Annotated in this window: 13 protein-coding genes; 9 read left to right on the top strand and 4 right to left on the bottom strand. The window is 68.7% G+C overall.

The features are described from left to right. Positions 1 to 383: 383 nt before the first annotated feature. Complete coding sequence (locus ACZ5IK_RS28410) at positions 384 to 1,181, bottom strand: SDR family NAD(P)-dependent oxidoreductase (protein WP_465490482.1); 798 nt, start codon at positions 1,179 to 1,181, stop codon at positions 384 to 386. A 15-nt stretch (positions 1,182 to 1,196) separates the two neighbouring features. Beyond that, entirely contained in the window at positions 1,197 to 1,916 is a 720-nt protein-coding gene (locus tag ACZ5IK_RS28405) for an SDR family NAD(P)-dependent oxidoreductase (protein WP_465490481.1), read from the bottom strand. Between the two features lie 122 nt (positions 1,917 to 2,038). On the opposite strand from ACZ5IK_RS28405, the gene ACZ5IK_RS28400 reads away from it, so the two are divergent. The 4 genes from ACZ5IK_RS28400 to ACZ5IK_RS28385 are packed head-to-tail and all read left to right on the top strand — an operon-like array spanning position 2,039 to position 6,972. After that, positions 2,039 to 3,904 (top strand): primary-amine oxidase, encoded by a 1,866-nt coding sequence (locus ACZ5IK_RS28400; protein ID WP_465490480.1) that lies wholly within the window; start codon positions 2,039 to 2,041, stop codon positions 3,902 to 3,904. A gap of 9 nt (positions 3,905 to 3,913) precedes the next feature. Beyond that, positions 3,914 to 4,705 (top strand): molybdenum cofactor biosynthesis F family protein, encoded by a 792-nt coding sequence (locus ACZ5IK_RS28395; RefSeq protein ID WP_465490479.1) that lies wholly within the window; start codon positions 3,914 to 3,916, stop codon positions 4,703 to 4,705. 3 nt (positions 4,706 to 4,708) lie between these two features. Next, a complete protein-coding gene (locus tag ACZ5IK_RS28390; protein WP_465490478.1) occupies positions 4,709 to 6,343 on the top strand; it encodes an amidohydrolase in 1,635 nt (544 codons plus the stop codon). A gap of 41 nt (positions 6,344 to 6,384) precedes the next feature. After that, a complete protein-coding gene (locus ACZ5IK_RS28385; RefSeq protein WP_465490477.1) occupies positions 6,385 to 6,972 on the top strand; it encodes a TetR/AcrR family transcriptional regulator in 588 nt (195 codons plus the stop codon). Between the two features lie 103 nt (positions 6,973 to 7,075). Here ACZ5IK_RS28385 and ACZ5IK_RS28380 read toward each other — a convergent pair whose 3' ends face one another. Next, a complete protein-coding gene (locus ACZ5IK_RS28380) occupies positions 7,076 to 8,011 on the bottom strand; it encodes an alpha/beta hydrolase (protein WP_465490476.1) in 936 nt (311 codons plus the stop codon). Then, on the bottom strand, positions 8,008 to 8,994 hold the full coding sequence (locus ACZ5IK_RS28375; RefSeq protein WP_465490475.1) for a methyltransferase: 987 nt from the start codon (positions 8,992 to 8,994) through the stop codon (positions 8,008 to 8,010). The genes ACZ5IK_RS28380 and ACZ5IK_RS28375 overlap by 4 nt, the downstream gene beginning before the upstream one ends. A 234-nt stretch (positions 8,995 to 9,228) precedes the next feature. On the opposite strand from ACZ5IK_RS28375, the gene ACZ5IK_RS28370 reads away from it, so the two are divergent. The 5 genes from ACZ5IK_RS28370 to ACZ5IK_RS28350 are packed head-to-tail and all read left to right on the top strand — an operon-like array spanning position 9,229 to position 15,153. Then, positions 9,229 to 10,989 carry a dipeptide ABC transporter ATP-binding protein gene (locus ACZ5IK_RS28370; protein ID WP_465490474.1) on the top strand — a complete coding sequence of 587 codons (1,761 nt, stop codon included), beginning with the start codon at positions 9,229 to 9,231 and terminating at the stop codon, positions 10,987 to 10,989. Beyond that, entirely contained in the window at positions 10,986 to 12,566 is a 1,581-nt protein-coding gene (locus ACZ5IK_RS28365) for an ABC transporter substrate-binding protein (protein ID WP_465490473.1), read from the top strand. The genes ACZ5IK_RS28370 and ACZ5IK_RS28365 overlap by 4 nt, the downstream gene beginning before the upstream one ends. Further along, positions 12,563 to 13,507, top strand: a complete 945-nt coding sequence (locus tag ACZ5IK_RS28360; RefSeq protein WP_465490472.1) for an ABC transporter permease — start codon at positions 12,563 to 12,565, stop codon at positions 13,505 to 13,507. Before ACZ5IK_RS28365 ends, ACZ5IK_RS28360 begins: the two co-directional genes overlap by 4 nt. After that, positions 13,504 to 14,424, top strand: a complete 921-nt coding sequence (locus ACZ5IK_RS28355) for an ABC transporter permease (RefSeq protein WP_465490471.1) — start codon at positions 13,504 to 13,506, stop codon at positions 14,422 to 14,424. The genes ACZ5IK_RS28360 and ACZ5IK_RS28355 overlap by 4 nt, the downstream gene beginning before the upstream one ends. Positions 14,425 to 14,454: 30 nt before the next feature. Next, positions 14,455 to 15,153 (top strand): alpha/beta fold hydrolase, encoded by a 699-nt coding sequence (locus ACZ5IK_RS28350; protein WP_465490650.1) that lies wholly within the window; start codon positions 14,455 to 14,457, stop codon positions 15,151 to 15,153. Positions 15,154 to 15,488: the final 335 nt, after the last annotated feature.

Genomic DNA, 15,488 nt, shown 5'->3' with positions numbered 1-15,488 from the left:
AAGCGCGTGAAGGCCCCCTTCCCTCGGCTGAGCCGAAGGAAGGGGGCCTTCACGCGCTGGGGCACCCCATCACCGGCCACGTCGCGAAAGCCACTTTGGGGACATCAGACGTCGCGAAAGTGGCTTTCGCGACACGCTCAGGCTTCGAGTTCCGGCCGGGACCGCATCGGCGGCGTAGTGAAGGCCTCCTTGCCTACCTTGAGAGTAGGGAAGGAGGCCTTCGCGGACTTGCGGGAGACCGACCGTGTTGCGAAAGCCTCGTTCATATCGTTGAAGGTTGCGAAAGAGGCTTTCGCAATCTCGGCGGAGGCATGCGCGAGGGGGGTCGTGAGTGAGCAAGCGTCGTTGGAACGACCCCGCGACCAACCAGACCCACCTAACGGCTAAGAGCCCATGCCTGCCCGTTCGAAGGCCAGCGTCGGCAGATCGACCACGTGCGCACCGCCGTCGGCCACGATCACCGCACCGGTGATGTACGACGACTCCGAAGAGCCCAGGAACCGCACGATCGACGCGATCTCCTCCGGCTCGGCGGGACGGCGCAACGGGACTTCGGCGGTGACGCGGCGATAGCCCTCGGCATGCCCGCCGGTGAAGCCCGCGGCCTCGGCGAACTGGTCCATCTCGCCGTCCGCCATCGGGGTGCGCACCCACCCGGGGCAGACGGCGTTCGCGCGGACGCCCTTCGGCCCGTAGTCGCGGGCGATCGAGCGGGTCAGCCCGATCAGGGCGTGCTTCGCGACGGTGTACCCGGCGACGTTCGGCCCGGCGAACAGTCCGGCCAGCGACGACACGATGACCACCTGCCCACCGGTTTCGACCAGCGAGGGCAGCGCCGCCCGGCAGAACACGAAGGCGCTGGACAGGTTCGAGCGCAGGGCCAGTTCCCATTCCTCGTCACCGGTGTCGACCACCGAAGACAGGCCGTGCCCGCCCGCGTTGGCCACCACGACGTCCAGCCTGCCGAACTTGCCGACGATCTCCGCCACGGCGTTCTCGGTGGCTTCGCGTTCGCTGGCGTCACAGGTGACGACGTACGCGCCGGTTTCGGCCGCCACCTTCTCCAGCGGTTCGCGCCGCCGTCCGAGCACCACTACCTGGGCACCCTCGTCGGCGTACCGGCGGGCGACCGCCGCGCCGATACCGGTACCGCCACCCGTGATCGCGACAACCTTCTTCACTCGCGTGAGTCCTTTCTAAGCGGGAAAACCCGAACGGGCCGAGACGCCGAAGTCGGCGAGCACGGCCTGGCCGTTGACCGTCCGCGAACGCGCGGACGCGAGATAGAGCACCTGGTCGGCGACGTCTTCAGGAGCTTGCACCGGGAACGCGGGATCGTCGAGCGCCTCGCCTAGATCACCGCGCGCCATCGGGGTGTCCACCACCGACGGGCAGACGCAGTTCACCCGGACGCCGGGGAGATCCACCGCGAGCGCCCTGGTCATCGCGACCACGGCTCCCTTCGAAGCGCAGTAGGGAACCATGCCGGGCGCGCTCGTGAACGCCGAGTCGCTGGCCAGCAGGACGACCGAGCCGTTCGACGCGGTGAGCCACGGCGCGGCGTGTTTGACCAGCAGGAACTGGCCGGTGACGTTGACCGCCATCAGTTCGGTGAAGTCCGCCGCCAAGGTTTCGGCGACCGGTGTCCCCACTGGGCCGGAGATCCCGGCACAGCCGACGACGACGTCGATCCCGCCGAACCGGGTGGCCACGGCGTCGACCGCGGCGGCCACCGACCGCTCGTCGGTGACGTCGGCGTGGACCGCCAGGAGGCCGTCGGCCAGGGTGGGCACGGGGGCCCGGTCGAGGACGCCGACCCGCGCGCCTTCGGTCAGGAACGCCTGGACGCAGGCAAGGCCGATACCGGACGCCGCGCCGGTCACCAGCACGGCCTTGCCCGCGAGATCCAGTCGCATGGCGCCATCCTGCGGTCCGGGCCGCTCGCGGAGGTTGGCCGTCAGTGCATCCTTCTTGTCCGCAGCCGCACGACGGCCGCGCGGTCTTTTCAGCCGGGGGCGGACCGGCAAGACTGCGAAGCATGACCAGGCCGCATCCGCTCGACCCGCTGACCGCCGACGAACTCTCCGCAGGCCGCGAGATCCTGGCCGCCGAGGGCCTGCTCACCGCGACCACGCGGTTCCCGGCGGTACTGCCGGTCGAGCCGGACAAAGCCGACGCCGGTGCCGATCGGCGCGTCCAGTACACGCTCCTGGACACCGCGACCGGGCAGGCCCGCGACGTCGTCGTCTCGCTGGCCAAGAGCGCGCTGGTCTCGTCCGAGGACTGCGGCGACGGTCAGCCCGCGTACCTGTTCGAGGAGTACGACCTCGCCGCGTCGATCACCAAGGCGTCGCCGGAATGGCAGGCCGCGATGGAGCGGCGCGGGCTCGCCGACCGGATCGAGCACGCCTTCTGCGCTCCCCTGGCGCCCGGCTTCTTCGGCAGGCCTGACGAAACCGGCCGGGTCATCCGCTCACTGACCTTCCTGCGCGACGACGAGTCCGACAGCCCGTGGGCGCACCCGGTCGAGGGCCTGATCGTGCACATCAACCTCACCGAGCAGCGCGTGCTCCGCGTCGAGGACGAGGGCGACGTGCCCGTCCCGCCGGAGCACGGCCGCTACGGCGGCGTCCCGGCCCGCACCACCCTCAAGCCGATCGAGATCACCCAGCCCGAGGGCCCGAGTTTCACCGTCGACGGCCACGAGGTCACCTGGGAGGGCTGGAAACTCCGCGTCGGCTTCAACGCCCGCGAGGGCCTGACGCTGCACGAAATCAGCTTCCAGGACCGGTCGGTGCTGCACCGCGCGTCGGTACCGGAGATGGTGGTGCCCTACGGCGACACCGCGCCCGGCCGGTTCTGGATCAGCTACTTCGACGCGGGCGAGTACCTGCTCGGCAAGAACGGCAACGACCTGCGGCTCGGCTGCGACTGCCTCGGCGTCATCCACTACTTCCCCGCGTTCGTCGCCGACGACCACGGCCACCCGGTCGAGATCCCGCGCGCGATCTGCATGCACGAAGAGGACTACGGGATCCTGTGGAAACACACGGATCTCGACGGCCGCGCCGAGGTCCGCCGCTCGCGGCGGCTGGTGATCTCGTCCATCTCCACCATCGGCAACTACGACTACGGCTTCTTCTGGTACCTCTACCTCGACGGCACCGTCGAACTGGAGGCGAAGGCCACCGGGATCGTGTTCGCCGGCGCCGCGCACTCCGGCACGAAACACCCGCACGCCAACGAGATAGCTCCCGGCCTGTTCGCGCCGGTGCACCAGCACCTGTTCTGCGCGCGGCTGGACGTGGCGATCGACGGCGAACGCAACTCGCTCGTCGAGATCGACGTAGAGCGGGTGCCGATGGGCGAGCAGAACCCGTACGGGAACGCCTTCACCTGGAAGGAAACCCCGCTGCGGACCGAACGGGAGGCGCAGCGCCACGCGGATCCGGCCAAGGCACGCGTCTGGGAGATCCGCAGCTCGGAGCGGACCAACCGGCTCGGCACCCCCACCGCGTACCAGCTCGTGCCCCGGCCGTCCGCGACGCTGATGGCGCAGCCGGAATCGAGTGTCCACCAGCGGGCGACCTTCGCCACCCGTCACCTGTGGGCGACGCCGTACCGCGCGGACGAGCGTTTCCCGGCGGGCGACCGGCCGAACGCGCATCCGGGCGGGGCGGGCCTGCCTGCCTGGACCGCCGCCGACCGGGACCTCACCGACACCGACCTCGTGCTGTGGCACGTCTTCGGCCCGACCCACATCCCGCGCCCGGAGGACTGGCCGGTCATGCCAGTCGACTACTCCGGCTTCACCCTGCGTCCTTACGGCTTCCTGGACCGAAATCCGGCCCTCGACCTGCCTTCCGGTGCCGCTGACGACCACTGTTCCGCCCACGATCACTAGGAATTCCCGATGCCCGAACTGACCCTGTCCGATACGTCCACCTGGCTGCCGCTGGACGGCCTCGCCCCCGGTTTCGACGCGAACAAGGCCCCCACGGTCGGCGACCTGCACGGCCGCACCTTCGAACTCGCCTGCGAAGACGGCACCAGGTTCACCGCGGGCTTCTCCGGTACCCGGATCGAGTGGACCTACCACGGCACCGGCACCGACCGCTGCGAGACGTTCCTGGTCGACGACGACCTGTACTACGTCCAGTTCCACCCGCAGGCGCGGCAGGAAGAGGCGTTCACCCTGCTGCTCGACCTGCGCCGCGGCCGCGCGCTCCTCGTGCTGAGCAAGATCGGTGACACCGCGCCCCGGGTCACGCAGACCTTCCTGGCCGCCACCATCGGCGGCATCGAGCCCAGTGGGGAATCGCTCGCCCCGACGACGTCGCTGGTCGGGCGCCGGGTGCTGTGGGTGTACAGCACCGCGCACGCCTACGAGCACGTGTACCTCAGCCCGCACTGGTACACCTGGCAGTGCCTGGCCGGGCCCGAGAAGGGGCTCGCCGACACCGACGAGAACTCGGTCTACGAACTGCGGCCCGGGATCTACGTCTTCGCCTGGCGCGAGAAGGTGATCCCGTGCGCCTCCGTGACCGTCGCCGATCACCGCGACGCGAAACGGCTGCGCTCGCACGGTGTCCTTTTCGGACTGGACGCCACCGGGAACACGCCCACCCACTTCACCTTCGGCGCGCACGGCAAGCTGCTGAGCACCACCGTGCACCCCGAGGCTTACGACCCAGCCGGGAGCTGAGCCTTGACCGCCGACCTCATCCTCACCAACGCCAAGGTGTACACAGTGGACGGTGCCCGGCCCTGGGCGTCGTCACTGGCGATCAAGGACGGCCGGGTGCTGTCCCTGGAGGACATCGAACGCGGACCGAACACCGAGGTCGTCGACCTCGACGGCGCGTTCGTGATGCCCGGTCTGGTCGACGTGCACAACCATCACGCCCTCGCCGGGCGCTCGGCCCTGTTCGAGCTGAACTTCGGCCTCGACGCGGGCCTGGACGACATCCTCGCGGCGGTCCGCTCGCGCGCGGCCGGACTCGGCCCGGACGAGTGGGTGGTCGGCGGCGCCTGGGCGTCCACCCTGGTCAGCACCCTCTCGCGGTCTTCGGCCCGCCTCGCGCTCGACGAGGCCGCGGGCGGACGACCGGTCATGCTCTCCGACGACAGCAGGCACAACCGCTGGGTGAGCAGCCGGGCACTGGAGCTGGCGGGCGTCACCGCTTCGACGCCCGATCCGGCGGGCGGGGAGATCGTCCGCGACCCTTCGACCGGTGAACCCGTCGGCGTCCTGCTCGAGGCGGCGGGTGTCCCCGTCGAGCGGGCGCTCAGCGAGACCCGGACACTCACCGCGGAGCAGCACGTCGCGGCGTCGCGGCACGGGATCGGCACCCTGCATTCGTACGGCGTCACCGCGTTCCAGGACGCCGGTGTCTCCGCGGACATCCTGGGCGCGCTGAAATCCCTCGACGACGCGGGCGAACTGCGCGCGTGGGTCGTGTCGTCGCTGCTGATCAACGACCCGATCTTCGGTTTCGACCCGATCGGCGCGCCGCTGCTGGAGGTCGCCGGGCAGTACCGCAGCGAGCACCACCGGCCGGACTTCGTGAAGATCTTCCTCGACGGTGTCCCGCCGACGCGGACCGCCGCCTTCCTGGAGCCGTACCTGCCGGACGATGCCCACGGCGCCTGTCATCACGGCGCCACCACCATGCCGGGCGACGAGCTCGTGGGCTGGCTGCGCACCGCGGCCGCGGCGGGGCTCTCGGCCAAGGTCCACTGCACCGGGGACGCGTCGGTGCGCGCGACGCTGGACGCCGTCGAGAAGGTCCGCGCCGAGGGTTTCACCGAGGCGCGATTCCAGGTCGCGCACGGCCAGTTCGTCCACCCCGACGACCTGCCGCGCTTCGCCGCGCTGGGGGTCGCCGCGGACATCTCGCCGTTCCTGTGGGTCCCCGGGGTCATCCCGGCGGCCATCGCCGAGGTCCTGCCCGGCGAGCGGGCGGGACGGATGCAGCCGAACCGGTCGCTGCTGGACGAGGGCGCGCTGGTCGCGGGCGGTTCGGACTGGCCGGTCAGCGAGTCCCCGAACGCGTGGGAGGGCATCCACGGCCTGGTGACCCGCCGGGACCCGACCGGCGCCTTCCCCGGGGCGCTGTGGCCGGAGCAGGCGATCACGCTGGCCGAAGCGGTCGAGGTCTTCACCCTCGCCGCCGCTCGCGCGATGGGACTGGGCGACGTCACGGGTTCGCTGGTCCCCGGGAAGTCGGCCGATTTCGTCGTTCTGGACCGCGATCCGTTCCAAACCGATCCTTCCGCGCTCGTCAAGACAAAGGTGACACAAACGTGGTTCGCCGGGCACCGCGTGTATCACCGCGCCTGATCTCCTACACTGGTAGAAGAACCAGTGTGGGAGGTCTGCCGATGCCGAAGATCATCGACCATGACGAGCGGCGAAGTCACATCGTCGACGTCACCTGGGATTTGATCACCCAGGGCGGGATCGAGGCCGCCACCATGCGCGAGATCGCGGCCGCGGCCGGCTTCGCCAACGGTGCGCTCAAGCTGTACTTCCCCAGCAAGGAAGACATCATCCAGGCCACCTACGAACGCGCGCTCGGCATGATGCGCGAGTACGTGGAACTGGACGAACTGCGCGGGCTGGTCGCGCTCCGGGAGCTGTGCGTCTCGTCGATGCCGATCGACGAAGACCGCATCGCCGCGGGGCGCGTCCTGCTCACCTTCTGGCAGCTTTCGCTGACGAACCCGAAACTGCAGGACAAGTACCTCGAGCACATCCGCTCGTGGCGGGGCCTGCTGCACCGGTATCTCACCGAGGGACGGGAGGACGGAGACATCGTCACCGAGACGCCCGACGAGCAACTGGTCGACGAGATCGTCCTGATCAACGCCGGGGCGAACGTGATGAGCCTGGTCGCCGGGGAGTTCTCGACGACCGCTTTGCAGGGGCAGCACCTGGAGTCGTTCTTCGCGCGACTCGGCCGTCCCTGACGCTTCTCCCCCATGTCATGAAAGGGTCTTTCAGGACACTTTTCGTCCTGAAAGACCCTTTCATGACACTTCACGACGGCACGATCCACCCGCAACTAGAGGACTAATTGCGGGAGTCGAAGATCCGCGTAAGGAAGCTCGCCACGTGCGCGTGCGAGCGCGGCGAAGCCGGGAGATCCGTGTACAGGCCGTAGAAACCGTGGATCTGCCCCGAATACCGGGTCATCTCCACCCGAGTCCCGGCGTCGGTCAGGCGCCGCGCGAACTCCTCCCCCTCGTCCCGCAGGACGTCGTACTCGGCGGTCAGCACCAGCGCCGGCGGGAGCCCCGTCAGGTCCGAGGCCCGCAGCGGCAGCAGGTACGGATCGTTCAGCTGGGCGGGATCCGACACGTACTGATCGAAGAAGAACCGCATCGCCCCGGCCGTCATGCCGAACCCCTCGGCGAAGTCCGTGTAGGACCGGAAGCCGTCGTCCGGGTGACCGTAGACCGGGCAGATCAGCACCTGCGCGGCCAGCGGCGGGCCGCTTCGGTCGCGGGACATCATCGAGACCACCGTCGACAGGTTGCCGCCGGCGCTCTCCCCGCCGATCGCGATCCGCCCGGCGTCCACCGCGTCCCCGGCGCCGCCCGAAGCGAGCCATTCGACGACGGCGTAGCAGTCGTCCGGGGCCGCCGGGAACGGGTGCTCGGGCGCGAGCCGGTAGTCCACCGCCACGACGGCGACCTTCGCCGCATTGCATACCGCCCGCGACGCGACCTCGTTCTCGTCGATCGAGCCGATCGTCCACCCGCCGCCGTGGATCCACACGAAAGCCGGGACCGCCCCAGCGGCGTCAGGCAGGTAAAGCCGCACCCGGACGCCAGAGGACAGGACATGATCGGTGACCGAAGCGACCTCTTCGACCGTTTCGGGCGCCTGCCACGAAGCGGCGAAAGCGGCACGCAACTCGGCGGCCGTCGGCGGAAAGGCGGGTGCTTCGGGCGGCTCGCTGCGGGCCAGCAGCTCCTTGACCGCGGGATCGAGGGTCACGGTCACACCGCTTCCGCGACGAGCACCCGCGGGCTGCCCGGCAGCGCGAGCCGGTCGGTGACCCGCCAGCCCGCCCCGGTCAGCCATTCCCGGACCTCGGCCTCCGGGTAGACGACCGTTCCGTCGATCACCAGGTACTCCCCCGCGTGCAGCGCGTCGATCGGGCGCTGGTGCGCGTCGTCGTCGAGGAAGAAGTCGAGCAGCAGCAACCTCGCTCCCGGCGCCGCGGCCGCGCGGGCGTTGCGCAGGATCTCCGCGTTCTGCTTCGCGTCGAAGCGATGGACGACGTGGTTGACCATCACCAGGTCGAACTCGCCTTCGGGACGCGCGGTGGGCGTTTCCGCCCCGACGACGGTCGCCCGGTCCGCGAGACCCGCCAGGGCCGCCGCGGTGGTGACCGACTCCGTGAAGCCCGGGTCGAAGACGAACGTCGTGTGCAGTTCTTCGTTGGCCTTCATGGCTTCGACCGCGAACGCGCTCGACAGTCCGCCGAGGTCGAGCAGCTTCCGGTGGGGACCGAAATCGAAGGCGCCCGCCAGCATCTTGGCGTGCAGGGCGTTGTAGGTCATCACGCCGGACATGAACGTGCCCCAGCGAGCGTCGTCCATTTCCAGCTTCCCGGGCTCGCCGCTGTCGGCCGTGTGACCGAACTGCAACCAATGCGGGTAGCTGATCGTGTCCAGGAAGGTCAGGAACGGCGCCAGATCGAGTTCACCGCCGCCGAGGTATTCCGCCGCGTCGGCGGCCAGTTCGTACCGTCCGTCCACACGGGACAAGAGGCCGAGTGATGACATGGCGTCACCGAGGATGCGCGTGATCTTCTCCGGTTTGCCGGTCTTCCCGGCCAGCTCGGACGCCGTCAACGGCCCGGCGGCGAGCGCGGTGAACAGGCCGATCCGGCTCGCCGCGAAGAGTTGCTTGGCCGCCATGTACCCCACGGCGATGTCCACGATCCGCTCGGGACCGGCAGTCTTGGTCGACCCGCTCACGGGTGCCCTCCTTAGCTCGTTTCCGCCGAGAGTCTACAGACGTAGACAAAAGAATCCAGCGCAAGTTTTCGCCCACTGCCAGGCAAAACCTGCCGGATATCAACTTCCTACATTCGTAGAATATACCCATTGACAGTGCCGTCCCCCAGTGTCAACATGCGTAGAACTACCCCCGCCGGAGGCCCGTTCCCCGGCTGTGCGGTCCGCTTCGGGCGGGCTCGGGAAAGGGGATTCATGACCCTGCTCGAATTACGAGAACTGACCGTCGGCGTGATCGCCGACGAAACCGAACGCGAACTGGTCCGCGAACTTTCGTTCGACCTCGACCAGGGCCGGACACTCTGCGTGGTCGGCGAATCCGGCAGCGGTAAAACGGTGACCGCCTTGTCGATCATCCGGTTGCTGGAATTCGTCGCGCCGGTGTTCACCCGCGGTGAGATCACCGTCGACGGCGTGGATCTCACGCGCCTCTCCGCCGACGAGATGCGCTCTTACCGCGGCCCGCGGATCGGGATGATCTTCCAGGAGGCACTGGATTCGCTCAATCCCAGCCAACGAGTCGGCAAGCAGCTGATCGAGGCCTACCGCAAGCCCGGTTCCTTGCCTCGGCAAGCCGCGCGCAAGGGCACGCCGTTGCACCGCGAGGCCGAAGCGAAGGCACGCGGACTGCTGAAGGAGGTCGGGCTCACCGACACCGACCGGGTGCTTTCCCTGTACCCGCACCAGATGTCGGGCGGGATGCAGCAGCGCGTGATGATCGCGCTGGCCCTGATGGCCGACCCCGGCCTGCTCATCGCCGACGAGCCGACCACGGCCTTGGACGTGACCACGCAGGCGGAGATCCTCACCCTGTTCGACCGCGTCCGCCGCGACCACGGCACCGCGTGTGTCTTCATCACGCACGACATGGGCGTCGCCGCACAGGTGGCGGACCGGATCGCGGTGATGTACCGCGGCGAACTGGTCGAGCTCGGGTCCAAAGAGGACATTCTGCACGCGCCGAAGCATCCCTACACCAAGGCGCTGCTCGACTGCGTCCCGAAGCTCGGGGTCAGCAGGCGCGACGGCTTCCCCACCATCTCCGAAGCGCTGCTCGAAGCCGCGATGAACGGCGATTCGGCGGTCGCGACCGAGACCAGGCCCCTGAACCGCGCCAAGGCGGATAACGCGGGCGAAGGCACCGCGCTCGTGATCGACTCCGTGTCCAAAGTGTACGGACGCCGCGGCCGGTTCTCGCTGAGCCGCGAATCCGAGGTGCACGCGGTCAAGGACGTCTCGCTGGAGATCGCGCCCGGCGAGTTCTTCGGCCTGGTCGGGGAATCCGGTTCGGGCAAGACGACACTCGGCCGCCTGGTGAGCGCGCTGGAGACCCCGACCGAAGGCACCATCACCTTCGGCGAGCACCGGTGCACGCCGTCCGGGCTCGACGGCGACGAGCGCTCTTTCCGCCGCCGCGCGCAGCTCATCTTCCAGGACCCGCAGAGTTCGCTCGATCCCCGGCACACCGCCGCCCGGATCATCGCCGAACCGCTGCGGGAGCTCACCGGCCTGCGCGGCGCCGAACTGGACCGCCGGGTCGTCGAACTGATCGACGAGGTCGGTCTCCCCTCGGACACCGCCAAGAAGCTGCCCTCGCAGCTCTCCGGCGGACAACGGCAGCGTGTCTCGATCGCCCGCGCGATCGCCGCCGAACCCGACCTCATCGTCGCCGACGAGCCCACCTCCGCGCTCGACGTCTCGGTGCAGGGCCAGGTGATGAACCTGCTGCTCGAACTGCGGCGAACCCGTGCGCTCAGCTTCCTGTTCATCACGCACAACCTCAGCCTGGTGCTCTCGGTCGCCGACCGCGTCGGCGTGATGTACCGGGGCGAACTGATCGAAATCGGTGACCCGGACGAGATCCGGCTTCGCGCCCGCCACGACTACACCCGCCGTCTCCTCGCGGCGAACCCCGAACTGCCCGCCCACCCCCACACTGGAGTGCGGAACCCATGAGACGAACCCTGACCTCGGCCGCCCTCGGCTTGGCGACCGTCCTGCTGCTCAGCTCGTGTATGGGAGGGCAGGCAGGCGGTGGCGCCGCCGACGGTCCCCCGAAGCCCGGCGGCAACCTGAACGTCGCGGTGCCGACCGACCCGCAGTCGCTCGACATGGTCGCGAACCCCGGCCAGGTGACCGCCCACATCGGCAACATGATGTACGAGAAGCTGTTCGAAGTGGACAAGGGCTTCACCGCCCGGCCCATGCTGGTCGAGGACTTCACCACCAGCCCGGACAGGCTCACCTACACCTTCAAGCTGCGCCAGGGCGTCACCTTCCACGACGGGAACGCGCTGACGTCCGAGGACGTCGTGGCGAGCCTCAAGCGCTGGCAGCAGGTGCACCGCACCGGCCAGCTGGTCACCCCGGACATCGAGGCGATCACGCCGGCCGACCCGGCGACGGTGACCATCAAGCTCAAGCAACCGCGCTACCCGCTGATCAACGAGCTCGCCGGCGCGGGCACGGAGATCTACGAGGCGAAGAACCTCGCCGGCGTCGCGCCGACCGGTTTCGCCCAAGACAAGGCGATCGGGACCGGGCCGTACAAGCTGAAGAGCTGGGACATCGGCCGCGAACTGGTGCTGGAGCGGTACTCCGGCTACAAGTCCCGGACCGAGGAGGACTGGGGCGGCCAGGCGGGCGCCAAGCACGCGTACCTGGACACCGTGACCTACAAGGTGGTCTCCGACCAGGACGCGCTGATCAACGGCCTGCAGACCGGGCAGTGGGACCACATCATGCCCACCAACGACCAGTACGAGACGCTGCGCAACAACCCTGCCGTGGTCGTGCACAACCTCCCCGGCGGCAACGACAACGTCGTGATCCCGAACTTCAACACCGGTTCGAAGTTCGCCGACCCCCGGGCCCGCGAGGCGCTGAACCTGTTGCTGGACAAGCCCGCGATCAACGCGGCCACCGGCGGCAGCAAGGACCTCACCCTCGAGACCGGGGCCTTCGCCTCGCCGGACAACAAGCAGTTCTATTCCACCGCCGGCGAAGAGGTCTACAAGAAGCACGACCCGGAGAAGGCCAAGCAGCTGCTGGCCGAGGTCGGCATCACCGCGGGCGCGACGATCCGCATCGTCACCACGAACTCGTACCCGGAGTTCGGCAAGTGGGCCGTGCTGATCCAGGACAGCCTGTCGAAGATCGGCATCAACACCAAGATCGACACCTTCGACTTCGCCACCATGCTCGGCACGCTGACCAAGGAACCGGGCGGTTGGGACATCACCACGCTGTTCTTCGACTCGGCGCTGACCTCGCCCGCGCAGATGCCCGCGCTCACCCTGGGCACGCTGAACGGTTCGTCCTCGCCCGAGCTCGACGGGCTCATGGCGGAGTTCAACGCCTCGACGACGCCTGAGCAGGCGAAAGCGGTGGTGGACAAGCTCCAGGGGTTCACCTGGAAGCAGCTGTCGGTGATCACCCTGAGCCAGTCCAAGCTGTACGCGGCCTACTCCCCCAAGCTCAAGGGCTACGGCGACTTCTACCGCGTCTTCTGGAACACCTGGCTGGCATCATGACCGGTCTGCTGCTGCGCAGGCTGCGCGATCTGGTGATCATCCTGGTGATCGTCGGGACGATGATGTTCTTCGTCATCCGGCTGATCCCCGGCGACCCGGCGCAGGCCATCCTCGGCCCGACCGCACGACCGTCCGATGTGGACGCCCTACGGGAGAGCATGGGGCTGAACGGACCACTGTGGGAGCAATACCTCAGCTGGGCCGGAAACGTGCTGCAGGGCGACTTCGGGACGTCGATCACCTATCACGCACCGGTGCTCGGCGTGGTCGCCGACCACATCCTGCCGACGCTCACCCTGGCCGTGCTGTCGACGGTGATCAGCTTCTTCCTCTCTGTCGCGATCACGTCCTGGCAGGCGGTGTCGCCGCGTAATCCGGTGGCGCGGGCGCTGGACCGGCTGTCCGCGCTCGGCATGGCGATGCCGGACTTCTGGATCTCGCTGATGCTCGTGCTGGTGTTCTCGGTGACGCTGCGCTGGTTCCCTTCCAGCGGCTACGAAAACCTGTTCACCGACCCGGCGACGGCGGTGCCCGCGCTGGTGCTGCCGCTGACCGTGCTGGTCATCGGGCAGACCGCGTTGTTCGTGCTGACGCTGCGCGAGAGCCTGCTCGGTGAGCTGCCGCTGGCGTATCTGCGCACCGCGCGGGTCAAGGGGCTGTCCGAGCGGCAGGTGATGACCAAGCATGTCCTGCCGAACGCGCTGATGCCGCTGATCACCCAGCTGGGCAGCAACTTCGCCATGCTGGTCGGCGGGATCGTGATCATCGAATCCATCTTCGTCGTGCCGGGGCTGGGCCATCTGCTGATGGGCGCGGTGTCCACTCGCGACTTCCCACTGATCCAGGGTGTGACGCTGTTCGTCGCGGTGCTGTTCGTGCTGGTCAACCTCCTGGTGGACCTGTCGTACGCGCTGCTCGATCCGAAGGTGCGTGTCTCGTGAGCGTGGCTCTGGTGGAAAAGACGTCCTCGGTGCGTGAAGCGCCCGCGACCGGTCGCGCGGCCAAGCTGTTCCGGCGCAACCGGATGCTGGTCATCACCACCGCGCTGCTGGCGCTGATCGTCCTGACCGTGGTCGTGCTGCCGTTCTTCCTGCCGAGCGTCAGCGCGACCGACCCGGTCAACCGGCTGCTGCCGCCGTCGTCCGCACATCTGCTCGGCACGGACTCGTTCGGCCGCGACGTGCTCGCCCGGCTGGTCTCCGGCGGCCGGGCGTCGCTCGGGCTGTCCGCCCTGATCACCCTGTGCGCGGCCTTCACCGGCCTGGTGATCGGGCTGATCAGCGGGTTCTTCCGTGCGGCCGACGCGGTTCTGATGCGCTTGATGGACGCCTGGATGTCGTTCCCGGCGATCATCCTCGCGATGGCGCTGGCGATCTCGCTCGGCGCGAGCATCTGGACCGAGTTGATCGCGCTGACGGTGATCTTCACGCCGTTCACCGCCCGTGTCATCCGCAGCCGGGTGCTCGGCATCGCGGGCCGTGCCTACATCGGCGCGGCACGGGTCTCGGGAATGAGCAAGTGGAAGATCCTCGTCGTCCACGTGTTCCCGAACGTGCTGCCGCTGGCGCTGGTGCAGGTGGTCATCCTGTCCGCGGCGGCGATGCTGGTGGACGGCGCGATGAGCTTCCTCGGCCTCGGTATCGCTCCCCCGACCCCGACCTGGGGCAACATGATCGCCGAGGGCCGGTCGTACCTGGTGCAGGCGCCCTGGCTGGTGATCGCGCCCGGCGTGACGATCATGGTGTGCGTCTTCCTGCTGAACCTCATCGGATCGTCGCTGCGCATCGCCGTCGACGCCCGCGCGAGGACGCTGAGCGAAATGCAGCGTCTGCGCACTCGCCGTCCCTCCGGCAGCTGAGAAAGGATTCCCTTGTCTGCCACTACTTCTCTGGCCGTGCGCCGGTTCGTTCCGCAAACCGTCTCGGGACCGCCGGTCCTGCTGGTGCACGGATTCGCCTCCGACGGGCACACCGACTGGATCACCACGGGGTGGCCGGCCGCGCTCACCGCCGCGGGCCGTGAGGTGCTCGTTCCCGACCTTCCCGGTCACGGCTCCAGCCCGGCTCCCACGGGCTCGCTGGGTGCCGTCGCGATCACCGGCGAACTGACCCGGCTCGTCTCGGGTCTGTCCGAAGTGGACGTCGTCGGCTACTCGCTCGGCGCCCGGCTGGCTTGGGAACTGCCCGCGCAGGCGCCGGTCCGGCGGCTGGTGCTGGCCGGGGTGAGCCCGTTCGAACCGTTCGGCGCCGTCGACGTCGCGGCCGCGCTGGCGTTCGCCGACGGCGGGAAGGCGCCCGCGGATCCGCTGACGGGAATGATCGCGCACATGATCACCGCGCCGGGACGCAATCCGGCCGCGCTCGCCCGGTGCATCGAGGACCTGCGTGCCGAGCCCTTCTCGCCGGTGGCGGGTGCCGTCTCGGTGCCGACGCGGTTCGTGGCGGGTGTCGACGATCCGATCAGCCAGGGCATCGAGACGCTCGTCGAGCTGGTGCCGGGGGCTTCGCTGGTGCGGGTGCCCGGGGATCACGGCGGGGCACTGCGGGGACCGGAGTTCAAGGCGACCGTGCTGGAGTTCCTCGGCTGACGATGGCCACGGGCCGAACTTCACCTGGCTGTGAAGGCCTCCTTTCCTACCCTGAAGGTAGTGAAGGAGGCCTTCGCTACCTGCCGATGTGATCTCTGGTGACACGGGGACGGCCGTGACGTGCGTCCCGCCCGAAGTCCGTGAAGGCCTCCTTGAGGGACTCTGGGTCCCTCAAGGAGGCCTTCACGGACGCCGCCACCCGAAGCGACGCCGTTGGCTACCCCTCAATCGCCCGAATCGCCACTGCCGACCGGTCTCCTCCGCATTGGTTCGTGGTGATCGGGTACCCGGCCCGCACTTCCAGCGTCGCGAAGGCTGCGAAGCGTGTAATGAAC

The sequence above is a fragment of the Amycolatopsis sp. NPDC031561 genome, from assembly GCF_055580625.1.
Note: the sequence above shows the minus strand (reverse complement) of the source record. Positions and strands in the feature narration are given on the sequence as shown.

What these genes read in the sequence shown, in the direction of transcription:
- ACZ5IK_RS28405 (WP_465490481.1), bottom strand. Translation starts at nt 1,916, where the DNA reads ATGCGACTGGATCTCGCGGGCAAGGCCGTGCTGGTGACCGGCGCGGCG.
- ACZ5IK_RS28400 (WP_465490480.1), top strand. Translation starts at nt 2,039, where the DNA reads ATGACCAGGCCGCATCCGCTCGACCCGCTGACCGCCGACGAACTCTCC.
- ACZ5IK_RS28395 (WP_465490479.1), top strand. Translation starts at nt 3,914, where the DNA reads ATGCCCGAACTGACCCTGTCCGATACGTCCACCTGGCTGCCGCTGGAC.
- ACZ5IK_RS28385 (WP_465490477.1), top strand. Translation starts at nt 6,385, where the DNA reads ATGCCGAAGATCATCGACCATGACGAGCGGCGAAGTCACATCGTCGAC.
- ACZ5IK_RS28370 (WP_465490474.1), top strand. Translation starts at nt 9,229, where the DNA reads ATGACCCTGCTCGAATTACGAGAACTGACCGTCGGCGTGATCGCCGAC.
- ACZ5IK_RS28365 (WP_465490473.1), top strand. Translation starts at nt 10,986, where the DNA reads ATGAGACGAACCCTGACCTCGGCCGCCCTCGGCTTGGCGACCGTCCTG.
- ACZ5IK_RS28360 (WP_465490472.1), top strand. Translation starts at nt 12,563, where the DNA reads ATGACCGGTCTGCTGCTGCGCAGGCTGCGCGATCTGGTGATCATCCTG.